The sequence below is a fragment of the Serratia sp. Sp408 genome, from assembly GCF_057180665.1.
This window is the reverse complement of the sequence record NZ_JBXUFT010000002.1, coordinates 124,899-140,995: the sequence shown is the minus strand read 5'-3', so window position 1 is coordinate 140,995 and position 16,097 is coordinate 124,899. Positions and strand designations below refer to the sequence as shown.

13 protein-coding genes and 1 riboswitch are annotated in these 16,097 nt (G+C 57.6%); of the genes, 8 read left to right on the top strand and 5 right to left on the bottom strand.

What is annotated here, in order from left to right:
• The first annotated feature begins 121 nt into the window (after positions 1-121).
• Positions 122-1,621, top strand: coding sequence for a PTS transporter subunit EIIC (locus AC2AXP_RS11435; protein WP_004958297.1), 1,500 nt, complete (start codon positions 122-124; stop codon positions 1,619-1,621).
• A gap of 98 nt (positions 1,622-1,719) precedes the next feature.
• A complete protein-coding gene (gene malI, locus AC2AXP_RS11430) occupies positions 1,720-2,736 on the top strand; it encodes a Mal regulon transcriptional regulator MalI (RefSeq protein ID WP_004958298.1) in 1,017 nt (338 codons plus the stop codon).
• A gap of 99 nt (positions 2,737-2,835) precedes the next feature.
• Here malI and AC2AXP_RS11425 read toward each other — a convergent pair whose 3' ends face one another.
• Positions 2,836-3,456, bottom strand: a complete 621-nt coding sequence (locus tag AC2AXP_RS11425) for a TIGR04211 family SH3 domain-containing protein (RefSeq protein WP_004958299.1) — start codon at positions 3,454-3,456, stop codon at positions 2,836-2,838.
• A 277-nt stretch (positions 3,457-3,733) separates the two neighbouring features.
• Between AC2AXP_RS11425 and AC2AXP_RS11420 the strand changes: the two genes are divergently transcribed.
• From AC2AXP_RS11420 to yjeH, 4 genes are all read left to right on the top strand, one after another.
• Complete coding sequence (locus AC2AXP_RS11420) at positions 3,734-5,041, top strand: CYTH domain-containing protein (RefSeq protein WP_004958301.1); 1,308 nt, start codon at positions 3,734-3,736, stop codon at positions 5,039-5,041.
• Positions 5,042-5,087: 46 nt separating this feature from the next.
• Positions 5,088-7,925 carry a bifunctional [glutamate--ammonia ligase]-adenylyl-L-tyrosine phosphorylase/[glutamate--ammonia-ligase] adenylyltransferase gene (gene glnE, locus AC2AXP_RS11415; protein ID WP_004958302.1) on the top strand — a complete coding sequence of 946 codons (2,838 nt, stop codon included), beginning with the start codon at positions 5,088-5,090 and terminating at the stop codon, positions 7,923-7,925.
• Positions 7,926-8,005: 80 nt separating this feature from the next.
• On the top strand, positions 8,006-9,436 hold the full coding sequence (gene hldE / locus AC2AXP_RS11410) for a bifunctional D-glycero-beta-D-manno-heptose-7-phosphate kinase/D-glycero-beta-D-manno-heptose 1-phosphate adenylyltransferase HldE (protein WP_004958304.1): 1,431 nt from the start codon (positions 8,006-8,008) through the stop codon (positions 9,434-9,436).
• 66 nt (positions 9,437-9,502) lie between these two features.
• A complete protein-coding gene (gene yjeH, locus AC2AXP_RS11405; RefSeq protein ID WP_004958306.1) occupies positions 9,503-10,738 on the top strand; it encodes an L-methionine/branched-chain amino acid transporter in 1,236 nt (411 codons plus the stop codon).
• Positions 10,739-10,784: 46 nt separating this feature from the next.
• Here yjeH and ubiK read toward each other — a convergent pair whose 3' ends face one another.
• The gene (gene ubiK, locus AC2AXP_RS11400) at positions 10,785-11,054 is read right to left on the bottom strand and encodes a ubiquinone biosynthesis accessory factor UbiK (protein WP_004958308.1); all 270 of its coding nucleotides are present in this window, start codon (positions 11,052-11,054) and stop codon (positions 10,785-10,787) included.
• A 146-nt stretch (positions 11,055-11,200) separates the two neighbouring features.
• Positions 11,201-11,359: riboswitch (FMN riboswitch) on the top strand.
• A 107-nt stretch (positions 11,360-11,466) separates the two neighbouring features.
• On the opposite strand from ubiK, the gene ribB reads away from it, so the two are divergent.
• Complete coding sequence (ribB, locus tag AC2AXP_RS11395) at positions 11,467-12,120, top strand: 3,4-dihydroxy-2-butanone-4-phosphate synthase (RefSeq protein WP_004958310.1); 654 nt, start codon at positions 11,467-11,469, stop codon at positions 12,118-12,120.
• An 89-nt stretch (positions 12,121-12,209) separates the two neighbouring features.
• On the opposite strand, the gene zupT is transcribed toward ribB, so the two are convergent.
• Positions 12,210-12,977: a zinc transporter ZupT gene (gene zupT, locus AC2AXP_RS11390; RefSeq protein WP_004958312.1), complete on the bottom strand. Its 768-nt coding sequence runs from the start codon at positions 12,975-12,977 to the stop codon at positions 12,210-12,212.
• A 206-nt stretch (positions 12,978-13,183) separates the two neighbouring features.
• Between zupT and ygiD the strand changes: the two genes are divergently transcribed.
• Complete coding sequence (gene ygiD / locus AC2AXP_RS11385) at positions 13,184-13,966, top strand: 4,5-DOPA-extradiol-dioxygenase (protein WP_430299364.1); 783 nt, start codon at positions 13,184-13,186, stop codon at positions 13,964-13,966.
• A 31-nt stretch (positions 13,967-13,997) separates the two neighbouring features.
• On the opposite strand, the gene AC2AXP_RS11380 is transcribed toward ygiD, so the two are convergent.
• Positions 13,998-15,158, bottom strand: a complete 1,161-nt coding sequence (locus AC2AXP_RS11380; protein ID WP_004958318.1) for a glutathionylspermidine synthase family protein — start codon at positions 15,156-15,158, stop codon at positions 13,998-14,000.
• 3 nt (positions 15,159-15,161) lie between these two features.
• Positions 15,162-15,818, bottom strand: coding sequence for a DUF1190 family protein (locus tag AC2AXP_RS11375; protein ID WP_004958319.1), 657 nt, complete (start codon positions 15,816-15,818; stop codon positions 15,162-15,164).
• Positions 15,819-16,097: the final 279 nt, after the last annotated feature.

Below are 16,097 nucleotides of genomic sequence, written 5' to 3'. Positions count from 1 at the left end.
CCCGTTGCCGCCGTGCAGCGGTTGTTTCACTATAGGTAGAACGTTCTACTAGAACGTTCTACCTAATACAAGAATCGCCATCAAGGTGTCATCGAAACAACGTAAGACAGGGGGAACAGCAATGGGTATGGTATCCGGTTTTATCAAGTCGTTATCGAAACTCTCAATGATCGGTCGGGCGCTGATGCTGCCGATTTCACTGTTGCCGGCCGCCGGTTTGCTACTGGCATTTGGCGATAAATTTCATTTGCCGTTGATGATGAACGCCGGCGGGGTGATTTTTGACAATCTGCCGCTGCTGTTTGCCATCGGCTCGGCGGTCGGCTTGGCGGCCGAGTCCGGCATTGCGGCGCTGTCTGCCGCCGTCTCGGTATTTATTGTCAACGTCACCATCGGCACACTGCTGCATATAACGCCGGAAATGGCTGCCAGCGGTGGTAAATATGCCCTGGTGGTGGGCATCCCCACGTTACAGATGGGCGTATTTGGCGGGTTGATCTGCGGTATTCTGGCCGCCTGGTGTTATAACCGCTTCCATACGTTACAACTGCCCGAGTTCCTTGGTTTTTTCTCTGGGAAACGCTTTGTTGCCATCGCCACCGCATTGCTGTCTTTCCTGCTCGGCATGGTGTTGCCTTGGGTTTGGCAATATATCCAATCGGCGATCGATGCGCTGTCGCTGGTGGTCAACGGTGATAACCAGGCGTTATCGACCTTTATTTTCGGCCTGACGGAGCGCGCGTTAATTCCATTGGGCCTGCATCATATCTGGTATCCGTCGTTCTGGTATTCGTTCGGCGATTACACCACGCAAACCGGTCAGGTGATTCACGGCGATCAGACCATCTGGTTTAAAATGCTGGCGGAAGGCGTGAAGTCCTTCAGCAGCGACAGCTACCACGATGCCGGCAAGTTCATGCAGGGCGAGTTTCCACTGATGCTGTTCGCGCTGCCGGCGGCCTGCCTGGCGATGTACCATGAAGCCAACAGCAAGAACAAGAAAATCGCCTCCGGTATTCTGTTCTCTGCGGCGCTGACCTGTTTCCTGACCGGGATTACCGAACCGGTGGAGTTCACCTTTATCTTTGTCGCGCCGATCCTTTACGTGTTTAACGCCATTATGGCGGGGCTGGCATACATGTGCATGTACCTGCTGCATGCACATATCGCCAAATCCTTCTCCGCCGGGCTGATTGACTACATCTCGTTCGGCATCCTGCCGTCGTTCAACGGTTATCAGACCAACTTCCTCAGCGCGGTGATTGTCGGGGTGCCGATGGCGCTGATTTACTACTTCACCTTCCGCTTTGTTATCCGCCGTTTTAATGTCAAAACGCCGGGGAGAACCGACGTGATGTCCGAGGCTAACGATAAAACCGATCGCGAACTGGCGACCGAGATTATCGCCCTGGTTGGCGGCGTAGAAAATATCAGCTCGGTCGGCTCTTGTATTACCCGCCTGCGGCTGGAGGTCAAACAGGGGGAGCGGGTTGACAAGGACGGCCTTAACGCCGTTGGCGCCCGTGGCGTGGTGTTTGTCGGCGATCGGGGCGTTCAGGTGATTTTCGGTGCGCGCGCACAGTTTATCGCGCAAACCATGGCGACCCTCACCGGCAAGTAGTTATGCTGTCAACGCAATGAAAATAAAGCCTCCTGTATCAAACAGCGAGGCTTTATGATGTCAGTCTTCAGCAACGGTGTCGGAGTGCGCGAGTCAGGATGAAAAAAGTTAACATTATCGATGTAGCGCAGCTGGCTGGCGTCTCGGTTTCCACCGTTTCTTTGGTTTTACGGCGCAAGGGCAAGATTTCAGACGCCACCAAAGAAAAAGTGCAGGCTGCCATTGAACGGCTGGGTTATGTCCATAATGTGGCGGCGGCCAATCTGCGAGCCAATACGTCCAATCTGATCGGCGTCATCATCCGCAACTTCAGCGATGCGTTTTCCATCAAGGTGATGGCCAGCATCGTACGCGAGTTGGAACAGCAGGGGTTTATGGTGTTTCTGGGCCAGCCGCAGGACGACGAAAAGCAGCTCCGCCAATGCCTGACCTCGTTTGCCCAGCAGGGCGTGGCGGGGGTGATTTATCTGTCTGCCAATCCTTTTTCCCGCCGGTTGCCGCAGGCGATTGCGCAATGCGCGCTGCCGTTGGTGGTGGTTTCCGAATCCTTGCTGGACGGCGATCGCGACCTGATTGAGCGTGACAATCGCCATGCCGCCAGTCGGGCCACGCGTTATCTGATTGAGCGCGGTCATCGCAACATTGCCTATCTGGGCGGCGATGCGCAGTGCCTGTTGCGGCAGGAGCGGCTGTTGGGCTACCGCAGCGCGCTGCAGCAGTATGACTTGCCGTTTCGTGACGATTGGGCGCCATGCGGTGAAGAAAATACCCAGTCGGCGGCAACGGGAATTCGCAAGTTATTAGAAAACAGTAATAAAATTACCGCGGTACTCTGCCATTCCGCCGCGACAATCATCGGCTGTATCAGCGGCGTGCAGCAGGTGGGGCGCACCATTGGCAAAGACGTCTTCCTGACGCAGCAAGTTTCACTGGTTGGTTTTGAGGATATGCTGCACATCAACCTGACATCCCCTTCATTTACCTACGTTTCTTCCGCTAGCGATGAAACCGGCCGTCAGGCAGCCGCGCTGATGCTTAAAAAGATCGGCGAACCGTCATTGGCGGCACAGCGGATTGTCATTTCAGGCCAACTGGTGCAGCGCGACTCGGCTTAGCTGCTGCCTGCCAGTTGTCACCAGCGCCAGCGCGCATAAAAAATGCCGAACGGCGTTAACCGATCGGCATGCGTCCGCAGGCGGTGACGCTGACGGAACTCAGTTCATCCAGCGATTGTTGTTTTTGCGGCGTGGGATCAGGTGTGGCAACAGCAGGCCAAGCAACAGACCGATACCGGCTACGCCGCCACCGTACATGAACCATTGCAGGATAATGGTGCGCTGCTTGTCGTCGAGTTGCAAGTTAACTGCGTTGACTTTTTTCTGTGCAACCACCAACTGGTTTTTCAGCTCCTGGTTTTCCTGCTGCAACCCGCTGATGGTGCCATCGCTGGCGGCCACTTTCTGCTGCATTTCCGCCGTACGCTGGTTCCAGCTGTTGTCGATGTTCGCCAGCTTGTCGGTAAGGGTTTTCACCTGCTGTTCCAGTTCCGGTACTCGGGTGCGCAGGCTGGGGGTTTCGCTGAGCTGGTCGAGCGGGATCCACACGCTGCGGCCTTTGGCATCGCGAATCTGGCCATATTTGGTACTGTCATTCACACTTAACAGCGTGACTTCGTCGCCGGCGTTCAACGTGCCGACAATACGGTATTGATTACCTGGGCCGCTGTGTACGTAAGTATTCAATTCATCGGAGATATAGCGCTTATCTTCGGCATGTGCGCCCCAAGTGATGCTGAGGCTCAGCACGGCGAGGCAAATTAGGCGTAATTTCTGCATTAGTTCATCGTTTCTGTGTGAATTTATGGAACGATAGTAGAGGCTTCAGTCTGACGACGCAACGCCAAAACCGGAATGAGAACTATCTTACTGTGGCTGATTCTGTGAGTTGTGCGCCATTTTATTGCGTAACAGGTTTTTTCTGCATTCAGCAGGGTTCAGCCGCCGGGAATCGCGGTAAGATAATCACCACTGTGCGGTCGCCGGCAACGCCGTTTTGTCGGCGCATTACCACGAAGCGTCTCGCGAACGTGTAACTTATTGGTGTAAAAGACTTATGACCGTTGAAATCGAACTGAAATTTATTGCTACTCCCGCCGCGGTGGCCGCGTTACCGGCACAGTTGGCGGCATGGCCGCACCAGCATTCTGCACCGCAGCGTCTGACCAATATTTACTTTGAAACCGACGACAATTTTCTGCGCCGCCATGATATGGGGCTGCGCATCCGGGGGTTCGACGAACGCTTTGAGATGACCATCAAAACTGCCGGCTCGGTAGTCGCTGGTTTGCATCAGCGGCCGGAATACAACGTGGCTATCGCCGCACCGGAACTGGCGCTGGCACAATTCCCGGCGGACATCTGGCCGCAGGACTGTGATGTGTTCGCGCTACAGCAGCGGTTGCAGCCGCTGTTCCGCACCGACTTTGTACGTGAGAAGTGGGTGATCACTTACGATAACAGCCTGATCGAGGTTGGCCTCGACCAGGGAGAGGTGCGTGCTGGCGAACGGGTGGAACCGCTGTGCGAAATTGAACTGGAGCTCAAGCAGGGTGATACCGCCGACGTGCTGAAACTGGCTGCCGAACTGGCGCAGAACGGTGGTCTGCGTCAGGGGAGCCTGAGCAAGGCTGCACGCGGCTATCATCTGGCACAGGGCAACCCCGAGCGCCAGCGGCGGCCGTTGAATATCTTGAAAATGCCAGCAAAGTCCAGCGTTGAACAAGGAATGATTGCCGGTTTTGAACTGGCGCTGAACCATTGGCAGTATCACGAAGAGCTGTGGCTGCGCGGCGACGTGAAAGCGCGGCAGGGCGTTATTGAGGCCATTACCCTGATACGTCAGATATTGGTGGTGTTTGGCGGGCTGGTGCCGCGTAAGGCAAGTGCCGAACTGCGTAACCGACTGACCGCGCTGGAACCGTTGTTGGAGGACAGCAGCACCGAAGCGCAGGAGCTGTGTTTCGGCGTCGAGTACCTGCAATGTAAGTTGGCGCTTACATCATGGTTGGTGACCGGTGCATGGCGCGCCTTTGTCGATGCCAAGGCCCGCACCAGGCTTGAGGGATCATTCAAGCGTTTCTGCGACATCATGCTGGGACGCAGCGCAGCAGAGTTGAAAGAGGCGTTTAACCGCAGCCTGAATGACGATGAATATCAGGAACAATTGCCTCGCCTGACGCGCCAGCTGGCGGCGTTTGCCTTGCTTTCCGGCGCCTATCCAGACAGCGAAAGCGAGCCATACATCACCGCCTGGCGCGAACTGCAGGCGGCAGTGGCCGAACGTCGTCAGGGCTGGTATGAAGGTTGCCGCAAAAACGCCTTATCCCATGCGCCATTCTGGTTAAACGGCGCGGTTCGTTAATCACTTTTGGCCTGCCGGTGGCAGGCCACCGTCAGAGGCATTCATTATGTTGCCACTTTCAGCCCTCTTGCAGGCCCAGGCGCAGCAGATCGTTGAGCGTTTCCATGCTATCCAGGGCGCAGAGTTTACCCTTGGCGCGCATGAACAGCAGATCCTGGCGTCGAGCGATTTTATCAGCGATATGCTGCTCAGCCACCCGGAATGGCTGGATACTTTGCGCAGGCAGCCGCCGCAGCCGGACGAATGCCAGCATTACACCGCCTGGCTGCAAGACCTGCTGGAAGAAGTCCCTGATGAAGCAGCGCTGATGCGCACACTGCGCCTGTTCCGACGGGAAACCCTGGTGCGCATCGCCTGGGCGCAGGCGCAAAATCTCTGCAGCACCGAACAGACCTTGCGCCAGCTGAGCGCATTGGCGGAAACGCTGATCGTCAGCGCACGCGACTGGCTGTATCAAACCTGCTGTCGCGAATGGGGCACGCCGTGCAATGGCGAAGGCGTGCCGCAGCCGCTGCTGATCCTTGGCATGGGTAAACTGGGCGGCGGCGAACTGAACTTTTCTTCGGATATCGATCTGATTTTCGCCTACCCGGAAAATGGCCAGACCGAAGGCGGTCGGCGCCAGCTGGATAACGCCCAATTCTTTACGCGCCTCGGTCAGCGGCTGATCAAAGCGCTGGATCAGCAAACCATCGACGGTTTTGTCTATCGCGTCGACATGCGCCTGCGGCCGTTTGGCGACAGCGGCCCGCTGGTGATGAGCTTTGCCGCACTGGAAGACTATTACCAGGAACAGGGGCGCGACTGGGAGCGCTACGCGATGGTCAAGGCGCGTCTGATGGGCGGGTTTGACGATGCATACAGCCAGGAGCTGCGCAAGATGCTGCGGCCGTTCGTGTTCCGCCGCTACATCGATTTCAGCGTGATCCAGTCGCTGCGCAATATGAAAGGCATGATTGCACGTGAAGTGCGGCGCCGTGGGCTAAAGGACAACATTAAGCTGGGAGCCGGCGGCATTCGCGAAATCGAATTTATCACCCAGGTGTTTCAATTGATCCGAGGCGGGCGCGAGCCAGCATTGCAGGGGCGGGCGCTGTTGCCGACGCTGCAGGCGGTGGGCGAACTGGGGCTGTTGCCACCCGAGCAGGTGGTGCAACTGAGCGACGGCTATCTGTTCCTGCGTCGTCTGGAAAACCTGTTGCAGGCGATAGCCGATCAGCAAACCCAGACCCTGCCGCAGGATGCGCTCGATCAGGCGCGACTGGCCTGGGGCATGGGCGTTGCCGACTGGCCAACCCTGTTGCAACGTCTGGAGTACCATATGCAGGCGGTCAGGGCGGTGTTTGACCAGCTTATCGGCGACGACAGCCCCGATATCGGCGAAGATCCCCACTATCAGCATTATCACAGCCTGTGGCAGGATGCCCTGGAACAGCAGGAAATCGCACCGTTGACGCCGCATCTGGACGACGAGGAGCGGAGCATGATGTTGCGCACCATCGCCGAATTCCGCCACGATGTGGACAAGCGTACCATCGGGCCGCGCGGGCGCGACGTGCTGGATCAACTGATGCCGCGTTTGCTGGCGGCAGTCTGCCAGCGCAACGACGCGCCGACCGCGCTGGTGCGTCTGACGCAGCTGTTGTTGAGCATCGTCACCCGTACCACCTATCTGGAGCTGCTGGTGGAGTATCAGGCGGCGCTCAGCCACCTGATTCGCCTGTGCGCGGCGTCGCCGATGGTGGCCAGCCAATTGGCGCGCTATCCGCTGCTGCTGGATGAACTGCTTGACCCGTCGACGCTCTACCAGCCGGTAGCACCGGATGCCTATCGCAGCGAGCTGCGGCAGTATTTGCTGCGAGTCCCGGAAGATGACGAAGAACAGCGTCTGGAGGCGCTGCGGCAGTTCAAGCAGGCGCAGCAGTTGCGCATTGCCGCCGGTGATATTGCCGAAGCGCTGCCGGTAATGAAAGTGAGCGATCACTTAACCTATCTGGCGGAGGCGATCATCGACGCCGTGGTACAACAGGCATGGAACGATATGGTGGCACGCTATGGCCAGCCGACCCACTTGCAAGAGCGTGAAGGTCGCGGGTTCGCGGTGATTGGCTACGGCAAGCTGGGCGGTTGGGAACTGGGCTACAGTTCCGATCTCGATCTGGTGTTCCTGCTGGATTGTCCGCCCGACGTGATGACCGACGGCGATCGTTGCATTGACGGCCGCCAGTTCTATCTGCGTTTGGCGCAGCGCGTGATGCACCTGTTCAGCACCCGAACCTCGTCCGGCATTCTGTATGAGGTGGACGCACGTCTGCGGCCATCCGGCGCGGCCGGCATGCTGGTCAGCACCGTTGAGGCCTTTGCCGATTATCAGCAGAACGAAGCCTGGACCTGGGAACACCAGGCATTGGTGCGGGCGCGTATCGTGTATGGCGATCCGGCACTGCATCAACGTTTCGATCAAATCCGCAGCCAGATCCTCTGCAAAACGCGCGTCGGCGCAACGTTGCAGCAGGAAGTGCGCGACATGCGCGAAAAAATGCGAAATCACCTCGGCAACAAGCAGCGTGAGCTGTTTGATATCAAAGCGGATGAGGGGGGGATAACGGATATCGAATTTATCGCCCAATATCTGGTCTTACGCTATGCCGCCGACGAACCGCGCCTGACGCGCTGGTCCGATAACGTGCGGATTTTCGAGTTGATGGCCAATTACGACATCATGCCGGAAGACGAAGCGCGTGCGTTGACCCGCGCTTATGTCACCATGCGCGATGAAATTCATCACCTGGCGTTGCAGGAGCACTCCGGCAAAGTCAGCAGCGAACTGTTCACCGCCGAGCGCGCACAGGTGCGCGCCAGCTGGAGCCAGTGGCTGGGTTAGACACCAGGTTTTTGCTGGTATCAACGGCGTCTGTGATACTATCGGCGCCATTAATTTTATGACCTGTTTGGAGTTATCGGATGAAAGTTACACTGCCTGATTTTCGCCGCGCCGGTGTACTGGTGGTTGGTGACGTCATGTTGGATCGCTATTGGTATGGGCCGACCAGCCGTATTTCACCGGAAGCCCCGGTACCGGTGGTCAAGGTGGATACCATCGAAGAGCGTCCCGGCGGTGCGGCTAACGTCGCGATGAACATTGCCTCGCTGGGCGCCAACTCGCGCCTGGTGGGCCTGACTGGCATTGACGATGCGGCGCGTGCGCTGAGCGCCAAGCTCAACGAAGTCAACGTACGTTGTGACTTCGTGTCGGTGCCGACGCATCCGACCATCACCAAGCTGCGCGTGCTGTCTCGCAATCAGCAGCTTATTCGCCTTGATTTCGAAGAAGGTTTTTCCAACGTCGATCCACAGCCGATGCTGGAGCGCATTCAACTGGCGCTGCCGCAGATTGGCGCACTGGTGCTGTCCGATTACGCCAAGGGCGCGCTGAGCAAGGTGCAAGGCATGATCAAACTGGCGCGTGACGCCGGGGTGCCGGTATTGATCGATCCCAAAGGCACCGATTTTGAACGCTACCGTGGCGCGACGCTGCTCACGCCAAACCTTTCGGAGTTTGAAGCGGTGGTGGGCCACTGCAAGGACGAAGCTGAGCTGGTGCAACGCGGCATGAAGCTGGTGGCTGATTTCGAGCTTTCCGCGCTGCTGGTGACGCGTTCGGAACATGGCATGACGCTGCTGCAACCGGGTCGTCCGCCGTTGCATCTGCCAACGCAGGCGCAGGAAGTGTTCGACGTGACCGGCGCCGGCGACACGGTGATTGGCGTATTGGCCGCGGCGCTGGCCGCCGGCAATACGCTGGAAGAGTCGTGTTTCCTGGCAAACGCCGCCGCTGGCGTGGTGGTCGGCAAGCTGGGGACCTCCACCGTTTCGCCGATCGAGCTGGAAAATGCCATCCGTGGTCGAGCTGAAACCGGTTTTGGCGTGATGAGCGAAGCACAGTTGAAAGAGGCGGTGGCGCAGGCACGCCAGCGCGGCGAAAAAGTGGTCATGACCAACGGTATCTTCGACATTCTGCATGCTGGTCACGTCTCTTACCTGGCCAATGCCCGCAAACTGGGCGATCGCCTGATCGTCGCGGTCAACAGCGATGCATCTACCAAGCGCCTGAAGGGCGAAACCCGCCCGGTAAATGCGTTGGAAAACCGCATGATCGTGCTGGGCGCGTTGGAGGCGGTCGATTGGGTGGTGCCGTTTGAAGAAGACACGCCACAGCGCCTGATCGCCGATATCCTGCCGGATCTGCTGGTGAAAGGCGGCGATTACAAACCGGAAGAGATTGCTGGCAGCGCTGAAGTGTGGGCCAACGGCGGCGACGTGAAAGTGCTGAACTTTGAAGATGGTCTGTCAACGACCAATATCATCAAAGCCATCAAGGACGGGCGCGGTTAATCACGCCGCTGCAACGAGAACATCTTGCGTGGGCGTGCCTGACGCCCCTGATTGCGGTGGTTGCCAGTGAGTGGATTAAAACAGGAACTGGGGTTGGCGCAGGGAGTGGGCCTGTTGTCCACCTCGCTGCTCGGCACCGGGGTGTTTGCTGTGCCGGCGTTAGCGGCCCAGCTGGCGCAGGGGGATAGCCTGTGGGCCTGGCCGCTGCTGATTGCATTGGTGTTCCCGATTGCCATCGCCTTTGCCGCGTTAGGGCGTCACTTCCCCAGCGCCGGCGGTGCGGCGCATTTTGTCGGTATGGCATTTGGTCCGCGTATGGCCAAGGTCACCGCCTGGCTGTTCCTGTCGGTGATCCCGGTGGGTTTGCCCGCCGCCTTGCAAATCGCCGCCGGTTTCTGGCAGGCAACGCTCGGGTGGAGTGCCAACGGCCTGCTGCTGGTGCAAATCGCCACGCTGATGGCCATCTGGTTGCTCGGTACCCGCAGCGCCGGCTCCAGCGCTAATATTCAAACCCTGATCGCGATCCTGGTGGTGGCTCTGGTGGCTGCCATCTGGTGGAAAGGTGGGATCAGACCGGCGCATATTCCTTGGCCGGCGCTCGATGAGATTTCTCCTCCCAAGCTGTTTCATGCCCTGGCGGTGATGTTCTGGTGCTTCGTCGGACTGGAGGCCTTTGCGCATCTGGCGACGGAGTTTCGCCAGCCGGAACGCGACTTCCCGCGCGCTTTGCTGCTGGGTCTGCTGGTGGCCGGCCTGGTGTACTGGGGCTGTACCGTCGCGGTGCTGCACTTTCACGCCTACGGTGAGCACCAGGCGGCTGCGGCCTCGCTGCCCGCTATCGTGGTGCAGCTGTTTGGCCAACATGCGCTGTGGATTGCCTGCGTGATCGGTTATCTGGCCTGTTTCGCCAGCGTGAATATCTATACCCAGAGTTTTGCCCGGCTGGTGTGGTCGCAGGCGCAGAGCAAGCCCGGCAGCGCCTTGGCGCAATTGTCCGCCGGACAGGCACCGGTCAATGCGCTCAGCGCAGTGGTGGGCAGCTGCTTGCTGTTTACCTTGCTGATCTACGCACTTGATTTGCCGCTGGACACGCTGCTGGTGTACGCCAACGGAATCTTCGTGCTGATTTATCTGCTGTGCATGCTGGCGGGCTGCCGCATTTTATTGGGCCGTTCGCGCTGGATGGCGGCGGTTGGCACGCTGCTGTGCCTGCTGTTGCTGGTGATTATCGGCTGGAAAAGTCTCTACGCGCTGGCGATGTTGGTGCTGATTTGGCTGGTGTTGCCGCGCGGCAAGGCGTAAGAAATACAGGGCTGAACCGGCGTTCAGCCCCGATCCGGCAAGCGATTTATTCTTCTTCCTGCTTTGGCGTGCCGGTCTGCTTGCTTTCCAGCTCGGCCAGACGCTGCTCCAGCAGAGCCAGTTTTTCGCGCGTGCGCAGCAGAACCTGAGTCTGTACGTCAAACTCTTCGCGATTGACCAGGTCCAGGCGGGTCAGCTGCGCTTGCAGCACCTGACGGATTTTCTTTTCTACGTCTTCCCCGAATTCACGGACACCCTTGGGCATGGATTCATGTACCTGGCGTGCGATCTGTTCAATTTTTTTCGGGTCAATCATGGCGTATCCCTTTCAGAATGTAATGGCTGTTGCCTAGTGTAATGCGAGTTGCCCGCTGGATAAACTAACTTTCACCTTGCCGATATGCATGATAAGTGCACGCTTTGCCAATTGCCTCGGATAATCATTAGCGTTATAGTCATAACGCTTATTCTCAGGGCGGGGTGAAAGTCCCCACCGGCGGTAAATCATCTTCTACGGTGAAAGCCCGCGAGCGCTCAGCCAGCCTTTGGGTCGGTTAGAGGTCAGCAGATCCGGTGTAATTCCGGGGCCGACGGTTATAGTCCGGATGGGAGAGAGTAACGGTAACTGCCGGGCTTACGCCCGCTTGCGTTATTTTTGGCTATCTCTACGCCACTCCTCAAGATCGCCCTGGTTCTGGTAATCCATAAATTTAATGAGGTTTTTTACCATGAATCAGACGCTACTTTCAGACTTCGGCACGCCGGTAGAACGCGTTGAACGCGCGTTGGACGCATTGCGCAATGGGCGCGGCGTTATGGTGCTTGATGATGAAAATCGTGAAAACGAAGGTGACATGATCTTCGCCGCCGAAACCATGACCGTGGAGCAGATGGCGCTGACCATTCGCCACGGCAGCGGCATCGTTTGCCTGTGTCTCACCGAAGAACGCCGTCAGCAGCTTGAGCTGCCAATGATGGTGACCAACAACTCCAGCCAGTTCCAGACCGCCTTCACCGTGACCATTGAAGCGGCGCAGGGCGTTACCACCGGCGTTTCCGCCGCAGACCGCCTGACTACCATTCGTGCGGCAATTGCCGACAATGCCAAACCGAGCGATCTGAACCGCCCGGGCCACGTGTTCCCGTTGCGCGCACAGCCGGGTGGCGTGCTGAGTCGTCGTGGCCACACCGAAGCGACCATCGATATGGTGGCGCTGGCCGGTTTTAAACCCGCTGGCGTACTCTGTGAACTGACCAACGATGATGGCACCATGGCGCATGCGCCGGAAGTGATCGCGTTCGCCAAGCAGCACGAGATGCCGGTGCTGACCATCGAAGATCTGGTGGCCTACCGCCAGATGCACGAAAAGCAGGCGAGCTGATGTTCTGCCAGGGTGTTGCGTGCGACACCTGTGGCCGATAGGCAGATAAAAAAGGCTGAACCTGGTTCAGCCTTTTTGCATTTTTAGCATTAACCGATGCCGCCGCTTTGCAGCAGCGTCAGGCTAAAACCCATCACCGCCATACCGCACAATACGCCGTAACTGGGGTTATTATGCGGATCGATCTCTTTTGCCAGTGGCATCAGTTCATCTACCGACAAGGCCACCATAATGCCGGCCACCGCCGCCATGATTGAGGCCATCACCACCGGGGAAATCATCGGGCCAAGCAGCACAAACGCCAGTACCCCGCCGAGAATTTCTGCCAACCCCGATATTCCCGACCAGAACAGCGCTTTGGTTTTTGACCCGGTAGCGGCGTACACCGGCCCGGCCACCGCCAGACCTTCGGGAATGTTATGCATGGCAACGGCTAACGCGATGCCCATGCCCAGTTCCAGATCGGCGCTGGCGGTGACGAAGGTGGCAATGCCCTCCGGGAAGTTATGCAGACTGATGCCGAGCGTCAGCAGGATCGCGGTGCGCTTCAGATTGAGCGGTTTGAGCGGCTTCTGCACCAGATCCTGCGGGTGCTGGTGCGGCAACATGCGATCGAGCGCAAAATACCCCAACAGGCCGAACATGAACATCCCATAGCCCAGCATTGGCGACATGCCCGGCGTATGCAGCGCGGCAGGCAGCATTTCCATTAGAGAAATCAACAGCATAATCCCGGCGGCGAAACCGAGGGCAAACGCCAGCAGCCGGTTGGAGGGCTTCTGTCCGATGATGCCGAACAGCGCGCCTACGAAGGTTGCACCACCGGCCAGCAGAGTCAAAATCAGCGGTACCGACATCGTGGTCCTCTATGCTAATGATAATTATTCATATTCTGATACTAACAGAGTAAAGGTATAAATCGAGTGGATTTGCCTGATTGTTCTTATTGATTTAACCGTTCAAATTTCTTGAATATCTTCATCACGCTTATCCGACTGTGTCGCGCTGACAAACGGCGTAAGGTAGTCAGCAGTAACGTTGAACCTTCAGCAAAGGATAAGTTATGACCACTTCTCGCATGCCTGCTCTGTTCCTCGGCCATGGTAGCCCGATGAACGTATTGGAAGAAAACCGCTATACCGCAGCGTGGCGCCAACTGGGCGAAACGCTGCCGCGGCCGAAGGCAATTCTGGCGATCTCTGCCCATTGGTATACCCGCGGTACTGCGGTAACGGCGATGGAATTTCCCAAAACCATTCACGATTTTGGCGGTTTCCCGCAGGCGCTGTTTGATACGCAATACCCAGCGCCGGGTTCACCGGCGTTGGCTGCGCAGGTGCAACAGTTGCTGGCACCGACCACGGTCACGGCCGATACCGGCGAATGGGGGCTCGACCATGGCAGTTGGGGAGTGTTGATCAAGATGTATCCGCAAGCGGATATTCCGGTGGTGCAATTGAGCATCGACGGTACGCAACCGGCGGAATATCACTTTGAACTGGGCAGGAAACTGGCGGCGCTGCGTGAGCAGGGGGTGATGATGGTGGCCAGCGGCAACGTGGTGCATAATTTGAGAAAGGTGAAATGGCAGGGCGACACCAGCCCGTACCCGTGGGCCGAGTCGTTTAATCACTATGTGCGAGACAACCTGACCTACCGGGGCGAACACCATCCTCTGGTGAATTTTATGCAGCACGAGGGGGCGGCGCTGTCCAACCCGACGCCGGAACACTATCTGCCGTTGCTGTACGTGCTGGGCAGTTGGAACGGTGAGGAGCCGATTGGCGTACCGATTGACGGCCTGGAAATGGGCGCGTTGAGTATGCTGTCGGTGCAGGTGGGCTAAAACAATGCCAGCGTATCGCTGGCATTGTTGGTTAATCGAGGATGATATGCGGATAAAAGCGTGACAGATCCTGGGTGATCGGTTCACGATCCTCTCGCAGGCCAATGCCACACGGCCGATCGTCCACCAGCCAACTGCCGATCAGCGTGTAGTTGCCGTCGAACTGTGGCAGCGGATGGAATTGCTGCACGATCATGCCCTCTTCGCCATACGGGCCGTCAACCCGCGCCACTTCCTGACCGTTTTTCACAATCTTGATGTTGGCGCCTTCGCGGGAGAACAGCGGTTTGACGACGTAGTGATCGAGCGTCGGGTGCCGATCTTCGGCAAAATAGGCCGGCAGCAGGTTCGGGTGATCCGGGAACATTTTCCACAGCATCGGCAACAGCGCCTTATTGGAGATAATGCTTTTCCAGGCGGGCTCCAGCCAGCGAACACCGGCGTCTTCCAGCTTGGTGGAGAACATTTCGCGCAGCATGAACTCCCAGGGATACAGTTTGAACAGGTTGCCGATGACCTGGTTTTGCAGATCGGTGAACTGGCCTTTTTCGCCGAGGCCAATCTCTTCCATAAACAGGAATTCGGTGGCGATGCCAGCCTCTTGCGCGCAGTCTTGCAAATATTGCACCGTACCGCGATCTTCCTCGCTGTCCTGACAGCAAGCCATATGCAGCAGCTGGAATCCGTGCTGAGCTTTCAGTTCGCCAAAACGTTCAATCAGTTTCTCTTGCAGGCTGTTGTACTGGTCCGCCTGTGCGTCCAGTTTGCCGGCATTGATCTGGTCTTCCAGCCAGATCCACTGGAAGAACGCCGCCTCGTAAAGTGACGTTGGGGTATCGGCGTTGTTTTCCAGTAGTTTCGGTGGGTTAACGCCGTCATAGGCCAGATCGAGGCGTGAATAGAGCGACGGCGTATTGGTGCGCCATGAGCTGCGCACGAATTCCCAGGTGTGTTTCGGAATACGGAATTTGGCCAGCAGCTCATCGCTGTCGACCACGGTTTCAACCACCTGCAGGCACATCTGATGCAGTTCGGCGGTGGCGCTTTCGATCTCGTCGATTTGTGCTAGCGTGAACTGATAATAAGCGTCTTCCCGCCAATAGGGTTCGCCATACATGGTGTGGAAGTTGAAGCCGAATTCCGCCGCCTTTTCACGCCAGTCCGGGCGTTCTGCAATTGCAACGCGTTTCATGCCTTAACCACCCATGCTGCGTGAGCCGGATGTCGCACTGCTGCGCTGCATGCTGGTCTGCTTGGCAACCGACTCACCGAAGCCGCCGCGGGTGATGGTATTGGTCACCGGCGGTTTTGGCGCCATGGCGGTTTTTGGCACCGTCATGGTACGCCCGCCGGCGGTGGCCGGACCGTAGTTCTTGCCGCTGGCGTCAACAAACTTGCCGTTCGCCGGGCTGGCCGGGTTTTTTGAGGTGAACAGCGGCTGCTGGGCGAAGCCGGAACCGCCCATCATGCGTCCCATCATGTAGCCGGCCATCAGCGGCATCCAGAAACTGCCGCTGCTTTGCGACTCGGCCGCCATGCCGGCCTGCGCCGGTGCCTGGGTACATTGCGCTTCACCGAATTCGGCCACGCAGTCTTCACGGCTGGCGTACTTCGGTGCGGTTTTTTCGGCTTCTTTCAATGCGTTGTTGTAAGCGGTGGTGCACTGCTCGCTCATCGACGGGTTACTGCGCGAACAGTCGTCGGCATTCTGGTACAGCGAGACCGTTTCATCCGTCTTTTCACAGCCGGCCAGCATAAACACTGCGCTGATCGCCAAAGCCACCGGGGCAACGCGGTAGCTGCGCCAGGATTTGCGGAACGTCTCTTGGTTGATGTTTTTTGTCCGTTTCATCGTTGTTAATCCCATCGTGCGGGCTGTTTTCGCCCTTTCCCAGTAGTGGCGTAAGGATAGGGGAAAGATGCTCAAAATTAAAGCTGAATCCCAGGCCTGGCGCGACTCTTTACGCAGCTATACGTTTTGCTGTGCGCCAGTTCTCTTTACTGCTGAAAAAACACGCTTCGCTGTTTCAAAATGAAACCCCAGCTGCCGATTGGTGTTCCATAATGAAACAAAAAACCGGCTGATCGCCAAGTGATTGTGGCGTCGTATAGTCACCGTTGACCACCCCCC